Genomic DNA, 21,983 nt, shown 5'->3' on the forward strand with positions numbered 1-21,983 from the left:
CCCTGGAAGGGTAGTGCGCCGGGCGGAAAGCAGGTGTATGAGGGTCCCCTGACCCTTTGCCAAGCTCTGCCATGGAGGAAGCCTTGCTCACCAGTTCAGCCGCCGGCGTTTATGTCATCTGTCCTACACCCTTCGAGAGCGATGGACGGGTGGATGAAGCCTCCACCGACCGGATGGTGGAGGCCTATCTGAAGGCCGGAGCCACGGGGCTCACCATCCTCGGCATCATGGGCGAGGCGCCGAAGCTCGCGGCTGACGAGGCGCTGGCCTTTGCGCGCCAAGTGATCAAGACAGTGGCAGGGCGCGTTCCGGTCGTCGTCGGTGTCTCGGCTGCAGGCTTTGCCGCCATGTCGGGGCTCTCCTCCAAGGCTATGGATGCAGGCGCAGCCGGCGTCATGATCGCCCCGCCCTCGACCCTGAAGACCGACGATCAGATCGTCTCCTATTACGCCGATGCTGTCGAAGCCATTGGCGCAGATGTGCCATGGGTGCTCCAGGATTACCCGCTCACGACGAACGTGGTCATGACGCCCAAGGTGATCATGCGCATCATCGAGCAGAGCCCCTCCTGCGTCATGCTGAAACACGAAGACTGGCCAGGCCTCGATAAGATCACCACGCTGCGCCGCGCGAGCGATGCCGGCCAAGCGCGCCGCGTGTCGATCCTGTGCGGCAACGGCGGCATGTTCCTGCCCTTCGAAATGGAACGCGGTGCCGACGGCGCCATGACGGGCTATGCCTATCCCGAAATGCTGGTGGGCGTGGTCAACCTCATCAACCAGGGCAAGCGGGCAGAGGCGCATGACCTCTTCGACCGCCATCTGCCGCTGGTGCGCTACGAGACGCAGCCCGGCGTGGGGCTGGCTGTACGCAAATACGTGCTGAAGCGGCGCGGCATCATCGCGACCGACACGCTGCGCAAGCCCGGGCCGAAGCTGAGCCCGGAAACGATTGCCGATATCGAATGGCTGATGGAGCGCATTGAGCGCGCTTAAAAACAGGGGAATCACAGATGAAGACAGGATTGGAAGGGAAGCGCGCGCTCGTTCTCGGCGCGAGCAAGGGTTTGGGCTTCGGCATCGCTCAAGGATTGGCGGAAGAGGGCGCTCGCGTCGCCATCGCGAGCCGCACGATGGAAGGCTCGAAAGCCGCTGCGGACAAGATCGGTAAAGACGTTCTGCCGTTCATCTGCGACACGGGCAAGGTCGATCAGGTCGACGCGCTGGTCAAGGACGTGACGGAGGCCCTAGGCGGTGTCGACATCCTCGTGCTCAACAGCGGCGGTCCGCCGCCCGGCAAGGCTCAAGGGGTGTCGTCCGATCAGTGGCGTCAATCGTTCGATGCGATGTTCGTCAATCTCGTGCGTATCGCCGATCAACTGCTGCCCGGCATGATCGAGCGCAAGTTCGGCCGCATCATCTCGGTGATCTCATCCGGGGTGATCCAGCCGATCCCGAACCTCGCCATCTCAAACGCCATCCGTCCCGCTCTCGTGGGTTGGGGCAAGACCCTGGCGAGCGAAGTGGCGTCTTCGGGCGTGACGGTGAATGCGATTGCGCCGGGCCGCATCGCCACGGATCGCCTGAAGCAGCTCGATGCCGCCAATGCCGAGCGCACGGGCCGCTCCGTTGAGGATGTAGCTGCCGCCGCTCGTGCCGGCATTCCGGCGGGTCGCTATGGCGAGATCGAGGAGTTCGCGGCCGCCGCCGTGTTCCTCGCCAGCGAGAAGGCCTCGTTCATGACGGGCTCGATCCTGCGCGTCGATGGCGGCCAGATCTCGTCCGTGACCTGATGAAGTACGGGTGAGGCGAGACATTGCCTCACCCGTACTCTCACGCGATGATCCCGGCCGCATAGAGCGCAATTCCGGCAATCGATGTCGCAGTGAGAGTCGTCAGCATTCCGACGTTCAAGCGGAACATGGCGACGATGGCTGCGCCTGAGAGCAGCAGTGCCCAGAGATCCACGCTCTGCCAGACAGGTGCGTCGAAGTTGAGGATCCCCCATTCTATGGGGCGGAGATCCCTGAAGATCGTGTGGACGCCGAACCAGATGGCAAGGTTCAGGATCACGCCCACAACGGCAGCCGTAATGGCCGTCAATGCACCGCTTAAGGAGCGATTGCCACGCAAAACCTCGATGTAGGGAGCGCCGAGGAAGATCCAGAGGAAGCAGGGTGCAAAGGTCACCCATGTAGCGAGAAGGCCGCCCAGTGTGCCTGCGATAAGCGGATGAAGGGCGCCTGCATCCCGGAAGGCCGCCATGAAGCCTACGAATTGCAGCACCATGATCAAGGGTCCGGGGGTCGTTTCAGCCATGCCGAGGCCGTCCAGCATCTCGCCGGGCCGCAGCCAGCCATAGGTCTCCACTGCTTGCTGCGCAACATAGGCCAGAACCGCGTAGGCGCCACCAAAGGTCACCATGGCCATTTTGGAGAAGAAGATCGCGATCTGGCTGAATACGTGGCCACCGCCGAGGAGCAGCAGAAGGGCGCCAACCGGAACCAGCCAGAGTGCCAGCCATACGGCGGCGATGCTGAGGCTTCGTCCTGTGTTGGGTCTGGCGTGATCCGGCAGATGCTCTCCGAGTAGGTTGTCATTTTCCTCTGCACTGTGACCGCCATGCCCACCGACCTGAAACTGCGGCAGGTTTGCCTTTCCCCCAAAGAAGCCCACCAAACCGGCGGCGAGGATGATCAGCGGAAAGGGAGCTTCGAGAAAGAAGATCGCCACGAAGGCAGCCGCCGCAATCCCGATCAGGACCCGGTTCTTGAGCGCCCGTTTGCCGATCCGCACCACCGCTTCGAGGACGATGGCGAGCACGGCCGCCTTCAGGCCGAAGAAAAACGCCGCGACGAAGCCGACCTTTCCATAGAGCGCATAGATCCAGCTCAGGCCCATGATGGCGATGATGCCCGGCAGGATGAACAGGCCGCCGGCCATGATGCCGCCGAGAGTACGGTGCATGAGCCAACCCACATAGGTGGCAAGCTGCTGCGCCTCCGGGCCCGGCAGCAGCATGCAGTAGTTGAGCGCATGAAGGAACCGGCTCTCCGAAATCCAGCGCTTCTCCTCGACCAGGATGCGATGCATCACGGCAATCTGGCCTGCGGGCCCGCCGAAGCTCAGGGCAGCGACGCGCAGCCAGACCCGGAAGGCTTCGCTTAAGGAGACGCCATGATCAGGCCGGTCTTGAGGACTGGCACTCGTCGAACCTTGCACGGTCCCGTTCATTTTAAGGCAAAGCTCCTGAGGCCGATCACATGTAATGCAACCGTGCAGGCATCAAAAGTCCTGATCGGGTTGCCTGTCGAGCGTCTGAACCACAAGGCCGTTTTCGATCAATGCGGTCCACACATCTTCCGCCGTATCGGCGAAATTGATCAGGTCGGGATCCCTCTCGCTGATCATGCCGTGCTCAAGGAGAGCGTCGAGCTTGATGACGGATTGCCAGTAGCTTTTGTCGAAGAGCACGATGGGCAAGGGCGGGGCCTTGCCCGTCTGCCGGAGGGTCAGGAACTCGAACAGTTCGTCCAAGGTGCCGAAGCCTCCGGGGAATACCACGAGGGCATTGGCCCGCATCGCCAGATGCATCTTGCGCATCGCGAAATAATGGAAGCGAAAAGTCAGGTCCGGGGTCGAATAGGCATTGGGCTCCTGCTCGTGCGGCAGGGTGATGTTGAAGCCGATCGACGGTGCACCTACGTCAAACGCCCCCCGGTTGGCGGCTTCCATGATGCCGGGTCCGCCACCCGTCGCGATGACGTTGTCGCGTGTCCCGCTGGTGACCGTCATCGCGCCGCCGCGTTGCGATGCGATGGCGCCGAAGGAGCGCGCCTCCTGATACCAGAACGGGTGCCGGCCGGGCCCGTCCTCCCGGATGCGGGCGCTGCCGAACACCACGATAGTGGATCGCACGCCCCAGGTCCGCAGGCTCTCCTCGGCCTTTGCGTATTCCAGCATGAACCGCACACCCCGCGTGGAATCGCCGAGCAGGAAATCCTGGTCGAGTGCTGCCAGGCGGTAGGAGGGCGAGGCCATATTCGCCGCAACCGAGCGCTTGCTGTCATCCATGGGGTAGGGCTCCTTTGACCCGGCCACGCACAAAGCACAGTTTCAGCGCGGCGTTAATTCCCCATCGGGCCGATTGGGAGTTCCTGAGGTCCCGAGGGGGGAATACCCACCGGCTCGGCCGGGCTGGGAGCGTCATTGGGCGTGACCGGCGGGACGCCAACCGGCTCCTGAGGGCCCGGAATGCCGGCCGGGCCGGGATCGGGATGCACGGGCTGGGGCATCGGATCGGGAACATCGGGCTGCGGATTGGGAGACGGTGTATGGGACATTTCTCGCATCCTTCCTGGCTCGGCGCCGGCCGGCACCTCCACGGCATCGCAGTGGCGTAACTAGGCTGCGAACGGAGGATGAACCGGGTTTGTTCCGAGCCCTCCCTGCAGGGCAAGGCTGCAATGAATTTTCCCTATAGCCCCTTGCGGCATGCTCGCTATATCAAAGGCACACAAGGAAAGAGGGCGAAGCACAGCTCTCAAGGAAAGCGAGCGCCAGCCGATGGACCACCTGTCTTCAACGAACATTGCCCGTATTCTGCCGGAAGATGGGTTCCAGGGTGCGCTCGTCGGGCGTGTCTGGCGTCCCGGCCTGGGACCGTCGGTGGTGGCCGTCAGAGAGGATGGCCTCTTCGACATCTCCGCCGCATGCTCCACGGTCAGCGATCTTGCCGCCATGGACGACCCGGCGCGTGCCGTGAAGGCCGCCCAGGGCGAGAGGGTCGGCTCGCTGGAAGACATTGCCATGAATACGGCCCCCGACAGGCGAGACCCTTCGAAGCCTTGGCTCCTGGCTCCCATCGACCTTCAGGTCATCAAGGCTGCCGGTGTCACGTTCGCGGTCTCCATGCTGGAGCGTGTCATCGAGGAGCGGGCACGCGGCGATGCCAGCGCTGCAGCGGAGATTCGGGCCGAGGTTCTGCGACTCGTGGGCGACGATCTCAGCCGTCTCAAGCCGGGCTCCACTGAGGCCATGGCGCTCAAAGAAGTCCTTATGGCGCAGGGTGCCTGGAGCCAGTATCTCGAGGTCGGCATCGGGCCGGACGCGGAGGTCTTCACCAAAGCCCCGACCCTCTCCTCCGTCGGGGCCTTCATGGATGCGGGCCTGCATCCCAAATCCACATGGAATAACCCTGAGCCGGAAGTGGTGGTGATTGTCACGGCTCAAGGAAAAATCGTGGGCGCCACGCTCGGCAACGACGTGAACCTGCGCGATTTCGAAGGGCGGTCTGCTCTGCTGCTCTCGAAGGCGAAGGACAACAACGCGTCCTGCTCGGTCGGTCCTTTCGTCCGCTTCTTCGACGAGACCTTCTCTCTCGATGATGTGCGCCAGACCACGGTGACGCTCACGGTGGAAGGGGAGGACGGGTTCAGGCTCGAAGGCTCGTCCTCGATCACGAAGATCAGCCGCGATCCCGAGGATCTGGTTGAACAGACCGTTGGACCGCACCATCAATACCCGGACGGTTTTGCGCTGTTCCTGGGAACCATGTTTGCTCCCACGCAGGATCGGGGCGAGCCTGGCATGGGCTTTACCCACAAGCATGGTGACGTCGTTACCATCGCGGCTCCCAAGCTTGGGGCGCTCGTCAACCGAATGAAGCCGAGCTCCGAATGTGAGCCCTGGACCTTCGGTATCCGCGCACTCATGTCCAACCTGGCCCAGCGGGGCCTCATCAACACCAAACAGGCAGGTTAACGATGACGAAGAATTATATTGCGGGCGAGTGGCTTGCCGCATCGGAGGCCTCGCCGAACATCAATCCGTCGAACACGCAGGATGTGTTGGGCGAGTTCGCCCGCGCCTCGGCGGCAGAGGCCGAGCGCGCGATTGCTGCTGCTTATGACGCCTTTCCGGCCTGGTCGCGCTCCTCGATCCAGCAGCGCCACGATATCCTGAAGAGCGTCGGCGACGAGATCCTGGCCCGCAAGGAGGAGCTCGGACGCCTGCTCTCCCGCGAGGAGGGCAAGACGCTCCCCGAGGGTATCGGTGAGGTTACCCGCGCGGCCCAGATCTTCCACTTCTTCGCCGGCGAGTGCCTGCGTCTGGCGGGCGAGAAGCTGCCATCCGTGCGCCCGCTCATCGACGTGGAGATCACCCGCGAGCCGGTAGGCGTGATCGGCCTGATCACGCCCTGGAATTTCCCCATCGCCATTCCGGCCTGGAAGATCGCCCCGGCGCTTGCCTACGGCAACACGGTGGTGTTCAAGCCTGCCGAGCTCGTGCCGGGCTCGGCCCACGCGCTCTCCGAGATCATCATCCGGGCCGGCGTGCCGGCCGGCGTGTTCAACCTGGTGATGGGTAAGGGCTCGGTGGTGGGCGAAGCCATGCTGCAGAGCCCCAAGGTCTCGGCCATCTCGTTTACCGGCTCCGTGCCCACAGGACGCCGCGTGGCTCAGACCTGCATCACGGCCGATCCCATGAAGAAGCTGCAGCTCGAGATGGGCGGCAAGAACCCCATGGTAGTGCTCGACGATGCTGACCTGAAGGTTGCGGTGGACTGCGCCGTCAACTCGGCCTTCTTCTCCACCGGCCAGCGCTGCACCGCCTCCTCGCGGCTGATCGTGACCGAGGGCATCCACGACCGCTTCGTGGCCGCCATGCAGGAGCGCATGGCCGGCCTGGTGGTGGACGATGCCCTGAAGGCCGGCACCCATATCGGCCCGGTGGTGGATCAGGGCCAGCTCGACCAGGACCTGAAGTACATCCGCATCGGCCAGGAAGAAGGCGCCAAGCTGGTGGCGGGCGGCGAGCTTCTGAAGCGCGATGCGCCCGGTTTCTATCTGGAGCCGGCCCTGTTCACGGAGGTGGACAACCGGATGCGGGTGGCGCGTGAGGAGATCTTCGGGCCTGTGGCGACGGTCATCCGAGCCAAGGACTATGAAGAGGCGCTGGAGATCGCCAATGACACGCCGTTCGGGCTGTCGTCCGGCATCTGCACCACGAGCCTGAAATATGCCTCGCACTTCAAGCGCAATGCGGAAGCCGGCATGGTGATGGTGAACCTGCCGACAGCCGGCGTGGACTACCATGTACCGTTCGGTGGTCGGAAAGGCTCGTCGTATGGTCCGCGCGAGCAGGGCCGGTATGCCGCCGAGTTCTACACCACGGTGAAAACCGCCTACACCTTCGACGGAAACTCACCCTACGTGCCGAAGACCACAGCAAGCGAGTAACCTTACGACTTCAAGACGCAAAGCATTCCGGCTCCGGCATCTTCAATAAGGTGCCGGAGCTTAACCTATGTGATGGACTGATCCTCGGAATTAAGAGCCGCTCGAGCTCGAAAAGCTCGTTGGGTGAACATTGGAGCACATGAATTGAGCTCCATTAACTCTATCGACAAAACTCTGGCAGCTTTTTGCCACATCCATTGAACTTTGCCACGCGAACGCCATCATAGGCTTTCAAGAGATTTCGCTTACACGCTCGAATTTCCGCAGTATCAAACGTTGTTGCATGTCGAACCCAGGCGAGTTGCCTCTGGAGTATGAATTGTAACTTCGTTGTTTTAAGTCAGACTGCTGCAAGTTCTTCGAGCTGGTGCGTGGCGCTCCGTTAATAGTAGAGAACTTAATATGGTTACTTCCCGGCGTTACCTCATTGCTTCCTCCCTTGCGCGTCTCATCCGCAAGGAGCGAGGAGGCAATCGTGTCACGGAAGGCCACTTCCCCAATCAGGCCGACCGCAGCTCCTTCGTAGTCGTCGAAGGTGACAAGGGCAGCCTCGTTCTGGTTCACACCAGTTCTGGCGGACCGATCGAGGAGCGCACCGAGGTTCCACGGGCTCATGCCGAGGCGCTTCTCGACGTGACACCGGGCAAGCTGGATTACCTGCTCACCCACCTGACAGTCGGCACCCGCGATATCCAGATTCTCCGCTTCGTGACGCCGGGTCCCCTGGACCTGATTTCCGTGTTCTTCGAGAGCGAGGACGAGGCCCGGGATTTCCGCCCCCTGTCCTGGTTCGGTGCGGACGTCACGACGGAAGTGGCCTATCAAAACCGCTCCATCGCGCTGGAGGGCGCCCCTCAGGCGCCGGACGTGCCGATGTCGAACGCGGCTCTCAACAGCCTGCTCGATGCTCTGGAAAACCGCTATGTGGCGCCAAGGGGCTATACGACTCACACACCCGCCCGCAATCCTGTCGAGCAGGGCGGTGGTCAGCGAAATGCACCTCCGTCGCCTCCTGCAGCCCAAGCCGGCGAGAGGCCGGCGGCCTCGCAACGCGGTGTTCTGTCCAGGCCCGCCGCTCCGGCGGATGCCGACCTGCGCGATGATGACGACAACAACGACGACAACGATTTGAACCTCAACATTGAGGACAATGTCATCCGTGAACTGGCCCGTTCGCTCCGGCCCCAGCGCCGCTGATCTCGGTCATTCCGGAAAGCCCCTCGGTGGAAACGCCGAGGGGCATTTTCTTTAGCTCGGCAAGTTCTTTAGCTCGGCAAGACGATGCAGCTTCCTCCGGCCGAGCGGATGTCCCGGCACAGCTGCTCCGCCGCCTGCCGCGTCTCGGCCGGTGCGCGCACGCGATAGAAGGTCCGGCTCCCGCGATAGCGCAGGCGTGTGCCGATGATCATGGGCCGCGAATCCTTGATCAGTGACGCATATGTCCGACTTGCACGCCTGAAGCTGGCCAGCGCTCTGTCCTTCGAGAAATTGCCGGCAAGCTGAACGCCCCAGGGGGCAAAGGGTGGCTCGAACGTGTCGCCACGACCGGGCACCCGCAAAGTGGCGACGATCTGCAGGCATGTCTGCGGCTCAGTATCGGAGGTCTCTCGATCGGCATCCTTCTTGTCCCGTGCGTCGGAGGCCCATTCCTCCGCCGAGCGGCCTGTCACGCTGACAACGTAGTTTTGTGTTTCCGCCGGCAATCCTCCCCGACCGGCCAGCCACGAGGCGACGCGCGCCGGGCCGCCGTTATAGGCAGCGGCAGCCAAGCCCAGATTGCCGAATTGCTGTGCAAGATGGGCGATGAACTCTGCGGCCTTCGGGATCGCCTGCTCAGGATCGAAGGGATCGGTCAATCCGCGTTCCTTGGCCGTGCCAGGCATGAACTGTGCGATGCCTTGCGCCCCTGCGGGGCTGACCACATTCGACCGGAAAGAGCTTTCCTGCCAGATCAGCCTGGTGAGCAGGTCGCGGGGGATTTTCTGGACCCGCGCAGCGCCCTCGATCAGCCGGCACAGGGCCTGCTCGACGGTTTCGCCTGACGACTGAGAGTGCGCTGAGCCTGCGCTGCAGCAAAGAAGGATTCCGCAAAGCGCCAGCTGCAAGCGCATGAACACCTCAGTGATGAATGGGGTCAGGTGATACCAGATGGTGCCAGGCTACAGATAGGCGATCATGCGTCCTGCCAAGAGTGTGACGACCCATGCGAGGAGCGAGATGAGAGCATAGGCACGGGCTTCCGGCGGCAGGGCACCAGTGCGCAGGGCCGATCCGAAGCGGGCATGAAAGAGCGCGACATTGACGAGGCCCAGCGTGATGAACGCGAGCTTTACATAGAAGGCAGGGTTGGTTCCGAGCGCACGGGCCTCCACGGCAAGCAGAAGCACGCCCGTCGGGATCTGCAGAACGAGACCGGCCGCCGCAAGGGGGATGGCATGGCGCCCTACCTGCCAAGCGTGTTTGCCACGCTCCGCCAGCACCTTGATGTCGAAGACGGCAATGCCGCCGACCACGAAGGCGGCCCCGAGCACATGCAGCAGGTTCGCGGTCGTATAAAGCCATGCGGAATGTCGCCCCACATGGCCCAGCCAGGAGCCTTCCAGGGCTGCGAGCAGGTCCAGATACATGGGGCCTAGCGCAGTTCGTAGGTCTTGCCGTCAACGATGATGCGCTCGGCCCTGATCTCCGTCTCCTCGCGGGTCAACGGATAGCCCTCAAGCCTGACCGATGTTCCAGGCTTGATCATGTCCGGGTTCAAGCCTCTCGCGCTCATCCGGAAGGGCGGCGCCAGCACCGCGTCCCAGTTTTTGTTCTCATGGGTGACGACTACTGTCACATGAGGGTTTTCCCAATTGGCTTTCTGGACATTGCTGGTGATCGAAACGAGCCGGCCCGCGTCGTAGCTCCCCCAGCCATGATGCGCGACGGCGATGCCACCGGTCAGGAGAGCCCCGGAGAAGAACAATCCGAACAGAGGATATTTCATGATCGTGGGCTCCTGCGGCTTGCAGACGGCATATTGTCCTGCAGAGTCGACTGCAGTTCAGCCGCCGTCAAGGCATTGATGCGCATAGGTTTAGGCTGATCATCGGATCGTGATGGGACGGTCAGGATTCGCTCATCGGCCAAGGCCCGACTATGCTTCGCCTCACGAATCATCACAGCTTGAGTTGGCCCATGCCGTCGATCCTGAAAGACCTCTGGAACCGCTTTGCAGGCGGAGGTGGCGCGAGCGGCCACGAGGAGCCTGCTGCCGAGGCGGTCGAGTACAAGGGCTTCCGGATCCGTCCCGCGCCCTATTCGGCCAAGGGCGGGTACCAGACGGCAGGGATCATCGAAAAGGACTCCGAAACCGGCATGAGGAAGCACCGCTTCGTGCGTGCCGAGACCCATCCGAGCAAGGATGAGGCGACCGCCTTCGCGATTATGAAGGGCAAGCAGATCATCGACGAGCAGGGTGACCGCATCTTCGGCTGAGCCTTACAGACGGGTAGGGCTCGAGATCCTCGACGCGTCATTTGCGTCTGGGCGAAACTAATGCCGGCTCCGGATGTTGCCTCCGCAAACATGCGGTAGCGCACTGACAGGTCCGATCAGATAAACTGATCGACAACCCTAAAAATATCGATTGGCATTGATGATTGCAGACCTTCTAAGGTCTTTCAGAAGGCGCATTGCCGCCAAACACCTATTCAAAGGAGAAAGCCATGGACAAGAGCCCCAAAGCACCGTCGGGAACGACGGACCAAGTCCTGACGAACCGGCAGGGCCATCCGATCACCAACAACCAGTCCCAGCGCACCGTCGGGAGCCGTGGTCCGGCCACGCTGGAGAACTATCAGTTCCTCGAGAAGATCACCCATTTCGACCGCGAGCGGATTCCTGAGCGCGTCGTCCACGCACGTGGCTTCGTCTGCTACGGCGAACTCGAGGTGACCGGCAAGATCGGCGACGAGCCCGCTTCCAAATACACCCGCGCCAAGCTGTTCCAGGAAGCCGGCAAGAAGACGCCGCTCGCCATCCGCTTCTCCACCGTGATCGGCGGCCGCGATTCCTCCGAGACGGCCCGGGACCCGCGCGGCTTTGCCGTGAAGTTCTATACCGAGGACGGCAACTGGGATCTGGTCGGCAACAACCTGGCCGTCTTCTTCATCCGCGATGCCATCAAGTTCCCGGATGTCATTCACTCCCTGAAGCCCGATCCGATCACGTTCCGCCAGGAGCCGAACCGCATCTTCGACTTCATGAGCCAGACCCCGGAATCCATGCACATGCTGACACACCTGTTCAGTCCGCGCGGCATTCCGGCGAGCTACCGGCACATGGAAGGCTTCGGGGTCAACACCTACAAGATGGTCAATGCCCAGGGCGACACCGTTTTGGTGAAGTACCATTTCCATCCGCGCTGCGGCCTCGCCAGCCTGACGGCGGATGAAGCCGCCAAGGTGCAGGGCCAGGATCTCGGCTCCGCCTCCAAGGATCTCTTTGAGGCCATCGAGCGGGGCGAGCACCCGCAATGGGACATGTACGTCCAGATCATGGAGGATCACGATCATCCGGAGTTGGAGTGGGATCCGCTCGACGACACCAAGGTCTGGCCCGAGAAGGATTTCCCGCTGCGGCATGTGGGCGTCATGACGCTCAACCGCAACGTCCAGGATCACTTCAACGAGAACGAGCAGATCGCCATGGGCACGGGCGTTCTCGTGGACGGGCTCGATTTCTCCGACGACAAGATGCTGGTAGGCCGGACATTCTCCTATTCCGACACCCAGCGCTATCGCGTCGGCACCAATTACCTGCAACTGCCGGTGAACCAGGCCAAGAGCGCCAAGGTTTCCACCAACCTGAACGGCGGGCAGATGTCCTACCGCCGCGATCTGGCGCCGGGGCAGAACCCGCATGTGAACTACGAGCCGTCGATCCATAACGGCCTGCATGAATCATCCCGCGAGGAGCCGAACAACGCACCTGAGATCAGGGGCCGCCTGACCCGCAGCGTCCTCGAGCGCCGCAATGACTACGTTCAGGCGCGGGGCCGCTACTGCACCATGATGGATTGGGAGCGTGATGACCTCGTCCTCAACCTGGGCACGCTGCTCGGCCAGTGCGAGCGCGATGTGCAGGAACGGATGGTGTGGCACCTGCTGCTGGTTCATGACGATTACGGCACCCGTGTGGGCGAGATGATCGGGATCACGGCCGACGACGTGCGCAACCTCCAGCCGCTGCCGAAGCAGGTGCTGACCGACGAGGACAAGCGTCGCCTGCAGAATCTGGGCAAGAACGGCGACAAGATCGATCCGACCGTCTGGGGCCAGTGGACGAGTTCCGTGAAGAACTACAAGGCTTCCGCCGAAGAGGTTCTGGGCGGCATGCGCGATGTTCCGACTGAACCTGCCGCGAAGGAGGCTGCTGAGTAGGCAGCACTGCTCAGGATCACAACAGAACGGGTCAGGGATTCCTGGCCCGTTTTCGTTATGGCTCTATCGTTGGACGCCCCCTTCGGCTCCCTCGGCTTTCCGCGTAGGCTTTGGTGAATTCCGCGCCGAAGAGCAGGATCAGGGACGAATAATAGATCCACAGCAGGATCGTGATGATCGAAGCGGCAGCTCCATAGCTCGAGGCCACGTTGCTCTTGCCGAGATAGTAGCCGATCAGAAACTTGCCGAGGGTGAACAGGAGGGCTGTCACAAGCGCTCCCGTCCAGACGTCGCCCCATTCGAGATCGACGGTCGGCAGCATCTTGAAGATCATCGCGAACAGGAGCGTGGCGACGGTGAAGGCGACGAGGCTGTTGAGGAAGCGCAGGATGATCGTCGCGCCTGAAAAATTCGCCTCGAGGTATGATCCGACAGCCGTCAGGCCCGTATCGATGACCAGGGAGACGAGAAGCAGGAACCCGATGCCGAGAACAAGCGCGAGGCTCACCAACCGCGTGCGGATGAAACTCATGACGCCATAGCTGGCGGGTGGTTTCGCTTTCCAGATGATGTTCAGGTTGTCCTGGAGCTCGACGACCGCTCCGGTCACCAGGAGCAGAAAGGTGACGATCCCGACCGTCATGCCGATGATGCCGGAGCCGACGTTGCTGGCGCTGGCAATCATCGCCTCAAGGGCCGAGGCTTCGTTGTTGCCGATCATGCCGCCGAGTTCCGCCACGATGGCGCCCTGTGCCGCCTCCCGGCCAAAAGCGAGCCCAGCGACTGCAATCGCAGCGAGCAGCATCGGAGCCAGTGAGAAAACCGTGAAGAAAGCGATCGAGGCGCCGAGACTCATGGCGCGGTCGTTCCACCAGCCTGAGAGCGCCACCTTCAAGAGCTGCCATGTTTCGGAAAGCATGCAAGAGCCGATCCTGCCGGACGGATCGGTCCGGCCACGCAAGTGTGTTGCCTGGCGTTTAACTGACCGGCGCTTCCTCTTGTTCCTGCAAAGGTTCAGGGCTGCTCAACCGGGACACGTGATCGGTGAGGAGGCGGCCATAGTGGACGGCGGCCTGGCGCAGGCGGGTAACCTCCGACCCTTCACCCAATGCGCCTGTCGCCATGACGTGGGCGCCGAGCTGAAAGGCCAGATAGCAGGGACGCATGAAGGCGAGCAGGGCCTGATCGACCGGACGACCGCTCTCCCGCCGGATGATCTGGCAGAGCCGAGAGGTTTCGTCCTCGGAGAGGTTCATTTCGACGATGGCGCCAGCCACGTCCCAGCTCACGTCCTGATGTCCAACGAGGTCATGGGCGGCGCTGTGATCGAGCGCGTCCGTCTTGATCACCCTGTCGCCTGAAACGAGCCATTCCCAGGCATGCAGGCGGTTGTCGGTGCAGATCCGGTGCGCCTTGCCCTCAAGAATGCCCGGATCTGCCAGGGATTGCTCCAGGGCTGCTGCCGTGGCCTCCCCGAGGGCTTGGCCTGCATTGTAGATCGCCATCCGGCGCAGCGCCTCGAGGGAGGCGCCCTGGTGCGCGGCCGCGGGACAATGCCGAGCGCGGAAGCCCAGATAGGCGCCGATCTGATCGATAAGGCTCTCACGGCTGATGCGAGACCGATCAAGGCCGTCCAGTTCCTCGTGCCAGCGCTCCACGAGGAAGCCATGCAGGCAGCCGGCGGGCTCCGGGGTGAAGCCAGCCTCATGAAGCTGGCGGGCCATCTGGACCTTCCGGACGCCGGTTTCCCCTAGGCCCACAAACTTGACCAGCCAGGCCTTGCCGTTCGCCCGCGCCAGGAACTTGCGCCGTTCCTGCTGGATGTTGGCCGGCGGCCACGAGCTTTTGTTCGCGTAGCGCCGGGATCGCCAAGCTCCTCCCGAGATCTCCTCCACAGGGCCATCCAGCGGGCCGAGGAGGCTCTCCACCCAGTTCCGGATCCGATGGGTAGGCAGGCCGAGCAGCAGGAGATCGTCCATGGCGACGAGGTGGCGCGGAGCGGAGTTCCACCGTTCTCGATGCTTGGCGCTCGCCTGCGGACCGAGTGCGCCGCCGTGGCTCGGGAAGAAGTGGATCTGGTGCCGCGAGACCCCGGCTTCCTCCAGCCAGTCGGCCACGGCTCCGAACGAACTGCCCGACAGGCCTGGACCCTCGTCGACGATGGCGAAGGCTTTCCGGCTGTCGGATACAAGGCTCTTCGTGAGGTCCGGATCGACCCTTACCTCGCGCTCGAAAGGATGGCCCACCGGGCGCAGGGTGACGGGAGCGGGCGCGCCGAGATCTGCCGCAACAAGGGCGCTCAGGCCCGTGCCGATGCTGCGGATGCCGATGACCTGGGTATCCGGACCCAGGCCAGAAGCCCTGGCGGCTTCCAGGTAGCTTTCCGGGTAGAGGGCATAGAAGGCATAGCCTTCCGCCTGCTTGGCCCGAATGGCGCGTGACGGATCGAACCTTTGCAGCGTCTCGAAGAAAGCAGGGGGCAGGGGGGTAAGCTGCCCGAAGCCGCTGCGCCAGGACTCTCCAATGGCACGGGCCAGGATGGATAGCCATTCCATCCCTGCCTCATGGCTCTTGGTGCGGGCGTCGAAGCCACGCTCGTGGAACTCCGCATCGATGATGCCCTGGACGAGTTCGCTCGCGCTGATGAAGGCGGTGACGAGGGCCCCATGCCGCTCGATGCCGGGTGGCATTGAGAAGGCATGCGACAGATGATCCGTGATGGCAGCCTGCTTGGCTCCGACCGTCTCGTCTCGTTCGATGTCGCCGTAGACCAGCATCAAGGCTGCCGGGCTTTAAGCGGCAGCCTCCTGCTTGAGCGAGGCCATGTCGATCACGAAGCGGTATTTGACGTCGCTCTTGAGCATTCGTTCATAAGCCTCGTTGATCTGCTGAATGGGAATGATCTCGATTTCGGCGGTGATCCCATGCTGGGCGCAGAAGTCGAGCATTTCCTGCGTCTCCGCGATGCCGCCGATGAGGGAGCCGGCGAGTTGGCGCCGCTTCATGATCAGGTTGAAGACGGTGGTGGCCGGATGCGGTTCGGCGGGAGCCCCCACGAGCACCATGGCGCCGTCGCGGGCGAGCAGAACGAGGTAGCTGTCGAGATCGTGCGGAGCCGCAACCGTGTCGAGGATGAAATCGAAGCTGTTGCGGTGCGCCTTCATGGCCTCCCGGTCCTTGGAGACAACGACCTCGTGAGCGCCCAGCTTCAGGGCATCCTCACGCTTGTTGGGAGAAGTAGTGAACAGCACCACATGCGCGCCCATGGCGCGGGCGATTTTCACAGCCATGTGACCGAGGCCGCCAAGGCCCACGACACCGACCTTCTGCCCAGCTTGAACGCGCCAGCGGCGCAAGGGCGAGAACGTGGTGATGCCGGCGCACAGGAGAGGCGCCGCTGCCGCCGGATCAAGACCATCCGGTACCCGCAGGACGAAGCTCTCATCGACCACGATGGTGTCGGAATAGCCGCCATAGGTGTTGGCGCCCGTGCCCTGCTCCGGGCCGTTATAAGTGCCGGTGAATCCAACCTCGCAGTATTGCTCCAGGCCCTCGCGGCACGAGCGGCAGGTGCGGCAGGAATCCACCATGCAGCCGACACCGACGACATCACCGGCCTTGAACTTCTGCACCCCTGAGCCGACGCGGTTGACGCGGCCCACGATTTCATGACCCGGCAGGCAGGGATAAAGCGTGCCGCCCCATTCCTCCCGAACCGTGTGCAGATCGGAATGGCAGACGCCGCAATAGAGGATCTCAATCTGAACGTCGCGCTCGCCGGGTTCCCGGCGCTCGAAGCTGAAGGGGGACAGCGGTGTGCTCGCATCCTGAGCGGCGTAGCCGAAAGCTTTGATCACAGGAAAGTTCTCCGGATTGAGCGAACTGAAGGGGTAAGTCCCGTTAGGTATTCGGACGCTACAAACGATAGGCCCCATCGATCCGCCGTCAACCGACGCAGGCAAGGATTGTTTCATCACGGTGACAGGCTTTTGCTGCATTGCAGCGCCTGCTGGCTTTTCCACATGGTCACGGGCAAGTGAAGCGCCGGATTCTGGCTTGCTGGCCAAGTCTTCCCACATCTTAGGTAAGAGCTTGCGCTCACTTGAAGAAAAGTCTCTTCAACGTGGTGCAGGCGGCAATGCGGCACACTGCAAACAGGCTGCTGGTGAGAAACTTTAACTTGCCGTTCCGCCCACAATCCGCGACCCTGATCGTCAGGGCGGGCAAACTTCCAAGTCGCACGGACGGACCCGAGATCAACCGGATTTGTCGCGACCTGAGCAACAGCCGCCACAACGAAAGGGATATGCCGCACCATTTGGCCGCATCATAGTATCGCATGGTCTGGGCAACCTTAGCGGTGCACAATCGTTGTCTCTGAGAGGGATTGGATATCGGTGGCGCCATGCTTCATTCCGACGACCTGTTCTCGAGTTTCCTGAAAGCCTATGAGACCCGCCGCGAGGCGGAGATGTCCCTGGCGGACTACCTGGAAGGGTGCCGCACCGATCCCATGATGTATGCAAGCGCCCCTGAGCGCATCCTGGCGGCCATCGGCGAGCCTCAGCTCGTCGATACCTCGAAGGACGCGCGGCTTGGCCGCATCTTCATGAACCGCACCATCCGGGTCTATCCGGCCTTCTCCGAATTCTACGGCATGGAAGAGACGATCGAGATGATCGTCAGCTTCTTCCGCCACGCAGCCCAGGGCCTTGAGGAGCGCAAGCAGATCCTCTACCTGCTCGGTCCCGTCGGCGGCGGCAAATCCTCCCTGGCTGAGCGTTTGAAAGCGCTGATGGAGGTTAACCCCATTTACGTTCTGAAAGCCGGCGACGAGATCAGCCCGGTTTTTGAGAGTCCGCTCGCATTGTTCGATCCGGAGCAGATGGGCTCCGTGCTGGAGGAGCGCTACGGCATTCCTCAGCGGCGGCTGACCAACCTGCTCAGCCCCTGGGCGATCAAGCGCCTCGACGAGTTCAAGGGCGACATTTCCAAGTTCCGGGTGGTCAAGATCAACCCGTCCCGCATGCGGCAGATCGGTGTCGCCAAGACGGAGCCGGGCGACGAGAACAACCAGGATATCTCGTCCCTGGTCGGCAAGGTCGATATCCGTAAACTCGAGACGCTCTCCCAGAACGATCCCGATGCTTACAGCTATTCCGGCGGTCTCAACCGGGCGAACCAGGGCATCCTCGAATTCGTCGAGATGTTCAAGGCGCCGATCAAGATGCTCCATCCCCTGCTGACAGCCACGCAGGAGGGCAACTACGTCGGTACGGAGAATATCGGCTCCATTCCGTTCACAGGCATCATTCTCGCTCACTCCAACGAAGCGGAATGGCAGACCTTCCGCACCAACAAGAACAACGAGGCCTTCATCGACCGCATCTATGTGATCAAGGTGCCCTATTGCCTGCGGGTCACGGAGGAGCAGAAGATCTACGAGAAGCTGATCCGCAGTTCGGAACTGGCAGCCGCACCCTGCGCGCCGGCTACGCTGGAGATGCTGGCCCGGTTCTCGGTTCTCTCGCGCCTGCGGGCTCATGAGAACTCCAACTTCTATTCCAAGATGCGGGTCTATGACGGCGAGAGCCTGCGCGAGGTCGATCCGCGCGCTCGCAGCCTGCAGGAATACAAGGACTCGGCCGGTGTGGACGAGGGCATGGACGGGATCTCGACCCGCTTCGCCTTCAAGGTCCTGTCCGCCACCTTCAATCACGACACGATCGAGGTTGCGGCGGATCCGGTTCACCTCATGTACGTGCTCGAACAATCCTTGCGGCGCGAGCAGCTGCCGCAGGACGTGGAGCGGCGCTATCTGGAGTTTATCAAGGCGGAGCTTGCGCCGCGTTATGCCGACTTCATCGGCCATGAGATCCAGAAGGCTTATCTCGAGTCCTATCACGATTACGGTCAGAACCTGTTCGATCGCTACGTGTCCTATGCGGATGCATGGATTGAGGATCAGGACTTCAAGGATCCCGATACAGGCCAGCTTCTCAATCGGGAGCTCCTGAACCAGGAGCTGACCAAGGTCGAGAAGCCGGCGGGCATCGCGAACCCGAAGGACTTCCGCAACGAGGTCGTCAAGTTCTCTCTGCGGGCGCGGGCCGGCAACAACGGTCGCAACCCCTCGTGGACCAGCTATGAGAAGATCCGCGACGTCATCGAACGGCGCATGTTCTCCCAGGTGGAAGAACTCCTGCCCGTGATCAGCTTCGGCTCCAAGAAGGACGGCGAGACGGAGAAGAAGCACGGGGAGTTCGTGGCAAGAATGATGGATCGTGGCTACACCGAGCGCCAAGTTCGGCGTCTCGTGGAGTGGTACATGCGGGTGAAGCAGGCGGGCTGACAGAATACGGAGGCAGATCAGGCGTTCCTATGTACATCATCGACCGGCGCCTCAACCCAGGGGGCAAGAGTCTGGCGAACCGCCAACGCTTCCTTCGCCGCGCCAAGGCGCAGATTCAGAGGGCCGTGCGCCAGACCGCAGGAGACCGGGACATCACCGATCTCGAACGGGGAGGGGAGGTCACGATCCCAGCCGATGGTGTTCGCGAGCCCAGCTTCCGGCGCTCTGGCGAAGGCGGTGTGAACGACCACATCCTGCCCGGAAACAAGCGCTTCATCGAAGGCGATACGGTTGACCGGCCGCCTAGGGGCGGTGGCGGAAGTTCGGCTGGTGGCGATAGTGGGGAGGGTGAGGACGATTTCCGCTTCGCCCTGACCCGCGACGAGTTCCTCGACCTCTTTCTCGATGATCTGGAACTGCCCGACCTTGCCAAGCGCCGGGTTGCAACGGTCGAAACGCAAGGCATGCGGCGGGCTGGCTACACGGTCACCGGATCGCCTGTGAATCTGGCGCTGCTGCGCTCCATGCGCAATGCCTTGTCGCGGCGCATTGCCATGCGACGCCCCAAGCCCGAGGAACTGCTGCGCCTCCAGGAGGAGATCGAACGGCTCGAAAAGCATGAAGGGCCGTCCGAGCAACTCACCGCGCTGCACCAGGAGCTTGAGCAGCTGAAGGTGCGCACCAAGCGCTTCCCCTATATCGATCCCCTCGATCTGCGCTATCGCCGCTTCGAGCCGGTCTCGCGGCCGGTCGCGCAGGCTGTCATGTTCTGCCTGATGGACGTATCGGGCTCCATGACCGAGCACATGAAGGATCTCGCCAAGCGGTTCTACATGCTGCTCTACATCTTCCTGACGCGCCGCTACAAGCACGTGGAGATCGTGTTCATCCGGCACACCCACGAGGCGAAGGAGGTGGATGAGGAGACCTTCTTCAACAGCCCCGAGACGGGCGGCACAGTGGTCTCGTCGGCCTTACGCGAGATGCAGCGGATCGTGGAGGAGCGCTATTCCCCGGACAGCTGGAACATCTATGCGGCCCAGGCCTCGGACGGCGACAACTCGCCCAATGACGGCAGCACGAGCGCCTCGCTCCTGCGCAACGTGATCCTGCCCGTCTGCCAGTACTATGCCTATCTTGAGGTCGGCAGCGACAGCGACCGGATGCAGACCGGGTTCATCAATCACAAGACGTCCCTGTGGCAGACCTACGAGACGCTTCAGGAGCAGGGCGCCAACCTCGCCATGCGCAAGGTGAATCACCGCCGCGAGATCTATCCCGTTTTCCGCGAACTCTTCCGCCGGCGCGACGCGGAGGCAGGAGCCAGGGTGCCATGAGCGTGATGGAACGCGATCATCTGCTGTTCCAGGGTGCCGATTGGGATTTCGGCACCATCCAGCGCATTCACGATGCCGTTGAGGCGATCGGCGTCGGGGAACTGGGGCTCGATGTCTACCCGAACCAGATCGAGGTGATTACCGCCGAGCAGATGCTGGACGCCTATGCGTCGATCGGCATGCCCCTGTTCTACAAGCACTGGTCCTTCGGCAAGCGATTCGCACTCCACGAATCGAGCTACCGCCAAGGGCTCATGGGGTTGGCCTACGAGATCGTCATCAACTCGAACCCGTGCATCTCCTACATCATGGAGGAGAACTCGGCGACGATGCAGACGCTCGTGATCGCCCACGCGGCTTTCGGGCATAATCACTTCTTCAAGAACAACTACCTCTTCCGGGATTGGACGGACGCCGACGGCATCCTGGATTATCTCGAATTCGCAAAGGGCTATATCACGCGGTGTGAGGAGCGATACGGTCACGCTGCCGTGGAGCGTGTGCTCGATGCCGCCCATGCGCTGATGTCCCATGGCGTCCACCGCTATCCGCGCAAGAAGCGCCCCGATCTGCGCTCCGAGGAGCGGCGGGAGAAGGAGCGGCATCTTCATCTGGAGCAGACCTTCAACGACCTCTGGCGCACGGTGCCCACCAAAGGTGCCGCCGCAAAGCCGCAACTGAGCGACGAGCGCCGCCGCGCCCTCCTCGAGCTGCCGCAGGAAAACCTCCTGTACTTCCTGGAGAAGTCGGCGCCGCGCCTTCAGCCCTGGCAGCGGGAGATCCTGCGCATCGTCCGCCAGATCGCGCAGTATTTCTATCCCCAGCGGCAGACCAAGGTGATGAACGAAGGCTGCGCCACCTACTGCCATTATCGCATCATGACCCGCCTGCACGAGACGGGGCAGATCAGCGACGGATCATTTCTGGAGTTCCTGCAGTCGCACACGAACGTCACGCGCCAGCCGGAATACGACGACCCGCATTACGGCGGCATCAATCCCTATGCCCTCGGGTTCGGCATGATGCAGGACATCGAGCGCATCTGCATCAAGCCTACGGCCGAAGATCGGGAGTGGTTCCCCGAGATCGCCGGCAGCGGCGACGCCATGGCGGTCCTGCGGGATGTCTGGGCCAATTACCGGGACGAGAGCTTCATCTCGCAGTATTTGAGCCCGCATCTGATGCGTCAGTGGCGCATGTTCTATCTTGTTGACGATCCCGACCAGCCCGAACTCAGGATCGAGGCCATCCACGACGAGCGTGGCTATCGCCGACTGCGGCGCTCCCTGTCGCGCCACTACGATGTCGGCTGGAGCGATCCCGACATCCAGGTGATCGACGTCGACCTTGCCGGCGACCGGCGCCTGATCCTCCACCATCATGTGCTCAACCGGACCCTCCTCCATAAGGACGATGCCCAGCGGGTGCTGCAGATGGTGGCCAATCTCTGGGGCTATGCGGTCGTGCTCAAGGAGGTCGAGCCATCGACCGGCGCGATCTTCCAGGAGCACGTGGCCCATCCGCACGAAACTCTCTTCTGATGGGTTGGGGCATTGGCGCATCGCGTGACCGGACCCCGCAGGCCGCGCCGGCGAAAACCGGATCCACTTTTCCGGACGATGCGCGTCTTT

General features: G+C 62.3%; 20 protein-coding genes. 11 read left to right on the forward strand and 9 right to left on the reverse strand.

The window, feature by feature from the left end:
• Positions 1-83 precede the first annotated feature (83 nt).
• Positions 84-995 (forward strand): dihydrodipicolinate synthase family protein, encoded by a 912-nt coding sequence (locus JKL45_RS03075; RefSeq protein WP_376770995.1) that lies wholly within the window; start codon positions 84-86, stop codon positions 993-995.
• A 17-nt stretch (positions 996-1,012) separates the two neighbouring features.
• Positions 1,013-1,792, forward strand: coding sequence for an SDR family oxidoreductase (locus JKL45_RS03080; RefSeq protein ID WP_201859634.1), 780 nt, complete (start codon positions 1,013-1,015; stop codon positions 1,790-1,792).
• Between the two features lie 40 nt (positions 1,793-1,832).
• Here the strand turns inward: JKL45_RS03080 and chrA are convergent, their stop codons facing one another.
• From chrA to JKL45_RS03095, 3 genes are read right to left on the reverse strand one after another with little or no spacing between them, the layout of a single operon-like run.
• On the reverse strand, positions 1,833-3,233 hold the full coding sequence (gene chrA / locus JKL45_RS03085; RefSeq protein ID WP_201859635.1) for a chromate efflux transporter: 1,401 nt from the start codon (positions 3,231-3,233) through the stop codon (positions 1,833-1,835).
• A gap of 51 nt (positions 3,234-3,284) precedes the next feature.
• Complete coding sequence (locus JKL45_RS03090; RefSeq protein WP_201859636.1) at positions 3,285-4,073, reverse strand: LOG family protein; 789 nt, start codon at positions 4,071-4,073, stop codon at positions 3,285-3,287.
• A gap of 53 nt (positions 4,074-4,126) precedes the next feature.
• Positions 4,127-4,342 carry a hypothetical protein gene (locus JKL45_RS03095; RefSeq protein ID WP_201859637.1) on the reverse strand — a complete coding sequence of 72 codons (216 nt, stop codon included), beginning with the start codon at positions 4,340-4,342 and terminating at the stop codon, positions 4,127-4,129.
• Positions 4,343-4,565: 223 nt separating this feature from the next.
• On the opposite strand from JKL45_RS03095, the gene JKL45_RS03100 reads away from it, so the two are divergent.
• From JKL45_RS03100 to JKL45_RS03110, 3 genes are all read left to right on the forward strand, one after another.
• Positions 4,566-5,762, forward strand: coding sequence for a fumarylacetoacetate hydrolase family protein (locus tag JKL45_RS03100; RefSeq protein WP_201859638.1), 1,197 nt, complete (start codon positions 4,566-4,568; stop codon positions 5,760-5,762).
• Between the two features lie 2 nt (positions 5,763-5,764).
• Positions 5,765-7,240: an aldehyde dehydrogenase family protein gene (locus tag JKL45_RS03105; RefSeq protein ID WP_201859639.1), complete on the forward strand. Its 1,476-nt coding sequence runs from the start codon at positions 5,765-5,767 to the stop codon at positions 7,238-7,240.
• Between the two features lie 402 nt (positions 7,241-7,642).
• Positions 7,643-8,437 (forward strand): CYTH domain-containing protein, encoded by a 795-nt coding sequence (locus JKL45_RS03110; protein WP_201859640.1) that lies wholly within the window; start codon positions 7,643-7,645, stop codon positions 8,435-8,437.
• A gap of 68 nt (positions 8,438-8,505) precedes the next feature.
• Here the strand turns inward: JKL45_RS03110 and JKL45_RS03115 are convergent, their stop codons facing one another.
• The 3 genes from JKL45_RS03115 to JKL45_RS03125 are packed head-to-tail and all read right to left on the reverse strand — an operon-like array spanning position 8,506 to position 10,226.
• On the reverse strand, positions 8,506-9,351 hold the full coding sequence (locus JKL45_RS03115) for a lytic transglycosylase domain-containing protein (RefSeq protein ID WP_201859641.1): 846 nt from the start codon (positions 9,349-9,351) through the stop codon (positions 8,506-8,508).
• A 48-nt stretch (positions 9,352-9,399) separates the two neighbouring features.
• Positions 9,400-9,867, reverse strand: a complete 468-nt coding sequence (locus tag JKL45_RS03120) for a hypothetical protein (RefSeq protein WP_201859642.1) — start codon at positions 9,865-9,867, stop codon at positions 9,400-9,402.
• 5 nt (positions 9,868-9,872) lie between these two features.
• Positions 9,873-10,226 carry a DUF6152 family protein gene (locus JKL45_RS03125; RefSeq protein WP_201859643.1) on the reverse strand — a complete coding sequence of 118 codons (354 nt, stop codon included), beginning with the start codon at positions 10,224-10,226 and terminating at the stop codon, positions 9,873-9,875.
• A 191-nt stretch (positions 10,227-10,417) separates the two neighbouring features.
• Here JKL45_RS03125 and JKL45_RS03130 point away from each other — a divergent pair, with 191 nt between their 5' ends.
• Both JKL45_RS03130 and JKL45_RS03135 read left to right on the forward strand, forming a co-directional pair.
• On the forward strand, positions 10,418-10,717 hold the full coding sequence (locus tag JKL45_RS03130; protein WP_201859644.1) for an HlyU family transcriptional regulator: 300 nt from the start codon (positions 10,418-10,420) through the stop codon (positions 10,715-10,717).
• 230 nt (positions 10,718-10,947) lie between these two features.
• Entirely contained in the window at positions 10,948-12,663 is a 1,716-nt protein-coding gene (locus JKL45_RS03135; RefSeq protein ID WP_201859645.1) for a catalase, read from the forward strand.
• 55 nt (positions 12,664-12,718) lie between these two features.
• Here the strand turns inward: JKL45_RS03135 and JKL45_RS03140 are convergent, their stop codons facing one another.
• The 3 genes from JKL45_RS03140 to JKL45_RS03150 are packed head-to-tail and all read right to left on the reverse strand — an operon-like array spanning position 12,719 to position 16,520.
• Positions 12,719-13,582 (reverse strand): YihY/virulence factor BrkB family protein, encoded by an 864-nt coding sequence (locus tag JKL45_RS03140; protein WP_201859646.1) that lies wholly within the window; start codon positions 13,580-13,582, stop codon positions 12,719-12,721.
• 58 nt (positions 13,583-13,640) lie between these two features.
• Positions 13,641-15,440: a hypothetical protein gene (locus tag JKL45_RS03145; protein ID WP_201859647.1), complete on the reverse strand. Its 1,800-nt coding sequence runs from the start codon at positions 15,438-15,440 to the stop codon at positions 13,641-13,643.
• Positions 15,441-15,455: 15 nt separating this feature from the next.
• Positions 15,456-16,520 (reverse strand): NAD(P)-dependent alcohol dehydrogenase, encoded by a 1,065-nt coding sequence (locus JKL45_RS03150; RefSeq protein WP_201859648.1) that lies wholly within the window; start codon positions 16,518-16,520, stop codon positions 15,456-15,458.
• Between the two features lie 245 nt (positions 16,521-16,765).
• Between JKL45_RS03150 and JKL45_RS03155 the strand changes: the two genes are divergently transcribed.
• The 4 genes from JKL45_RS03155 to JKL45_RS03170 all read left to right on the forward strand — a co-directional run bounded on the left by JKL45_RS03155 (position 16,766) and on the right by JKL45_RS03170 (position 21,893).
• Positions 16,766-16,996: a hypothetical protein gene (locus tag JKL45_RS03155; RefSeq protein WP_201859649.1), complete on the forward strand. Its 231-nt coding sequence runs from the start codon at positions 16,766-16,768 to the stop codon at positions 16,994-16,996.
• Between the two features lie 72 nt (positions 16,997-17,068).
• Complete coding sequence (locus tag JKL45_RS03160) at positions 17,069-19,015, forward strand: PrkA family serine protein kinase (protein WP_201859650.1); 1,947 nt, start codon at positions 17,069-17,071, stop codon at positions 19,013-19,015.
• A gap of 29 nt (positions 19,016-19,044) precedes the next feature.
• The gene (locus tag JKL45_RS03165; RefSeq protein WP_201859651.1) at positions 19,045-20,352 is read left to right on the forward strand and encodes a YeaH/YhbH family protein; all 1,308 of its coding nucleotides are present in this window, start codon (positions 19,045-19,047) and stop codon (positions 20,350-20,352) included.
• A complete protein-coding gene (locus JKL45_RS03170; protein WP_201859652.1) occupies positions 20,349-21,893 on the forward strand; it encodes a SpoVR family protein in 1,545 nt (514 codons plus the stop codon). Before JKL45_RS03165 ends, JKL45_RS03170 begins: the two co-directional genes overlap by 4 nt.
• Positions 21,894-21,983: the final 90 nt, after the last annotated feature.

Source organism: Microvirga soli, assembly GCF_016734765.1.
GTDB classification, from domain to species: Bacteria; Pseudomonadota; Alphaproteobacteria; order Rhizobiales; family Beijerinckiaceae; genus Microvirga; species Microvirga soli.

Excerpts from the sequence above, each read along its gene's own strand:
- JKL45_RS03080 (WP_201859634.1), top strand. The coding sequence starts at position 1,013 with ATGAAGACAGGATTGGAAGGGAAGCGCGCGCTCGTTCTCGGCGCGAGC.
- chrA (WP_201859635.1), bottom strand. The coding sequence starts at position 3,233 with ATGAACGGGACCGTGCAAGGTTCGACGAGTGCCAGTCCTCAAGACCGG.
- JKL45_RS03090 (WP_201859636.1), bottom strand. The coding sequence starts at position 4,073 with ATGGATGACAGCAAGCGCTCGGTTGCGGCGAATATGGCCTCGCCCTCC.
- JKL45_RS03095 (WP_201859637.1), bottom strand. The coding sequence starts at position 4,342 with ATGTCCCATACACCGTCTCCCAATCCGCAGCCCGATGTTCCCGATCCG.
- JKL45_RS03100 (WP_201859638.1), top strand. The coding sequence starts at position 4,566 with ATGGACCACCTGTCTTCAACGAACATTGCCCGTATTCTGCCGGAAGAT.
- JKL45_RS03105 (WP_201859639.1), top strand. The coding sequence starts at position 5,765 with ATGACGAAGAATTATATTGCGGGCGAGTGGCTTGCCGCATCGGAGGCC.
- JKL45_RS03110 (WP_201859640.1), top strand. The coding sequence starts at position 7,643 with ATGGTTACTTCCCGGCGTTACCTCATTGCTTCCTCCCTTGCGCGTCTC.
- JKL45_RS03115 (WP_201859641.1), bottom strand. The coding sequence starts at position 9,351 with ATGCGCTTGCAGCTGGCGCTTTGCGGAATCCTTCTTTGCTGCAGCGCA.
- JKL45_RS03120 (WP_201859642.1), bottom strand. The coding sequence starts at position 9,867 with ATGTATCTGGACCTGCTCGCAGCCCTGGAAGGCTCCTGGCTGGGCCAT.
- JKL45_RS03125 (WP_201859643.1), bottom strand. The coding sequence starts at position 10,226 with ATGAAATATCCTCTGTTCGGATTGTTCTTCTCCGGGGCTCTCCTGACC.
- JKL45_RS03130 (WP_201859644.1), top strand. The coding sequence starts at position 10,418 with ATGCCGTCGATCCTGAAAGACCTCTGGAACCGCTTTGCAGGCGGAGGT.
- JKL45_RS03135 (WP_201859645.1), top strand. The coding sequence starts at position 10,948 with ATGGACAAGAGCCCCAAAGCACCGTCGGGAACGACGGACCAAGTCCTG.
- JKL45_RS03140 (WP_201859646.1), bottom strand. The coding sequence starts at position 13,582 with ATGCTTTCCGAAACATGGCAGCTCTTGAAGGTGGCGCTCTCAGGCTGG.
- JKL45_RS03145 (WP_201859647.1), bottom strand. The coding sequence starts at position 15,440 with ATGCTGGTCTACGGCGACATCGAACGAGACGAGACGGTCGGAGCCAAG.
- JKL45_RS03160 (WP_201859650.1), top strand. The coding sequence starts at position 17,069 with ATGCTTCATTCCGACGACCTGTTCTCGAGTTTCCTGAAAGCCTATGAG.
- JKL45_RS03165 (WP_201859651.1), top strand. The coding sequence starts at position 19,045 with ATGTACATCATCGACCGGCGCCTCAACCCAGGGGGCAAGAGTCTGGCG.
- JKL45_RS03170 (WP_201859652.1), top strand. The coding sequence starts at position 20,349 with ATGAGCGTGATGGAACGCGATCATCTGCTGTTCCAGGGTGCCGATTGG.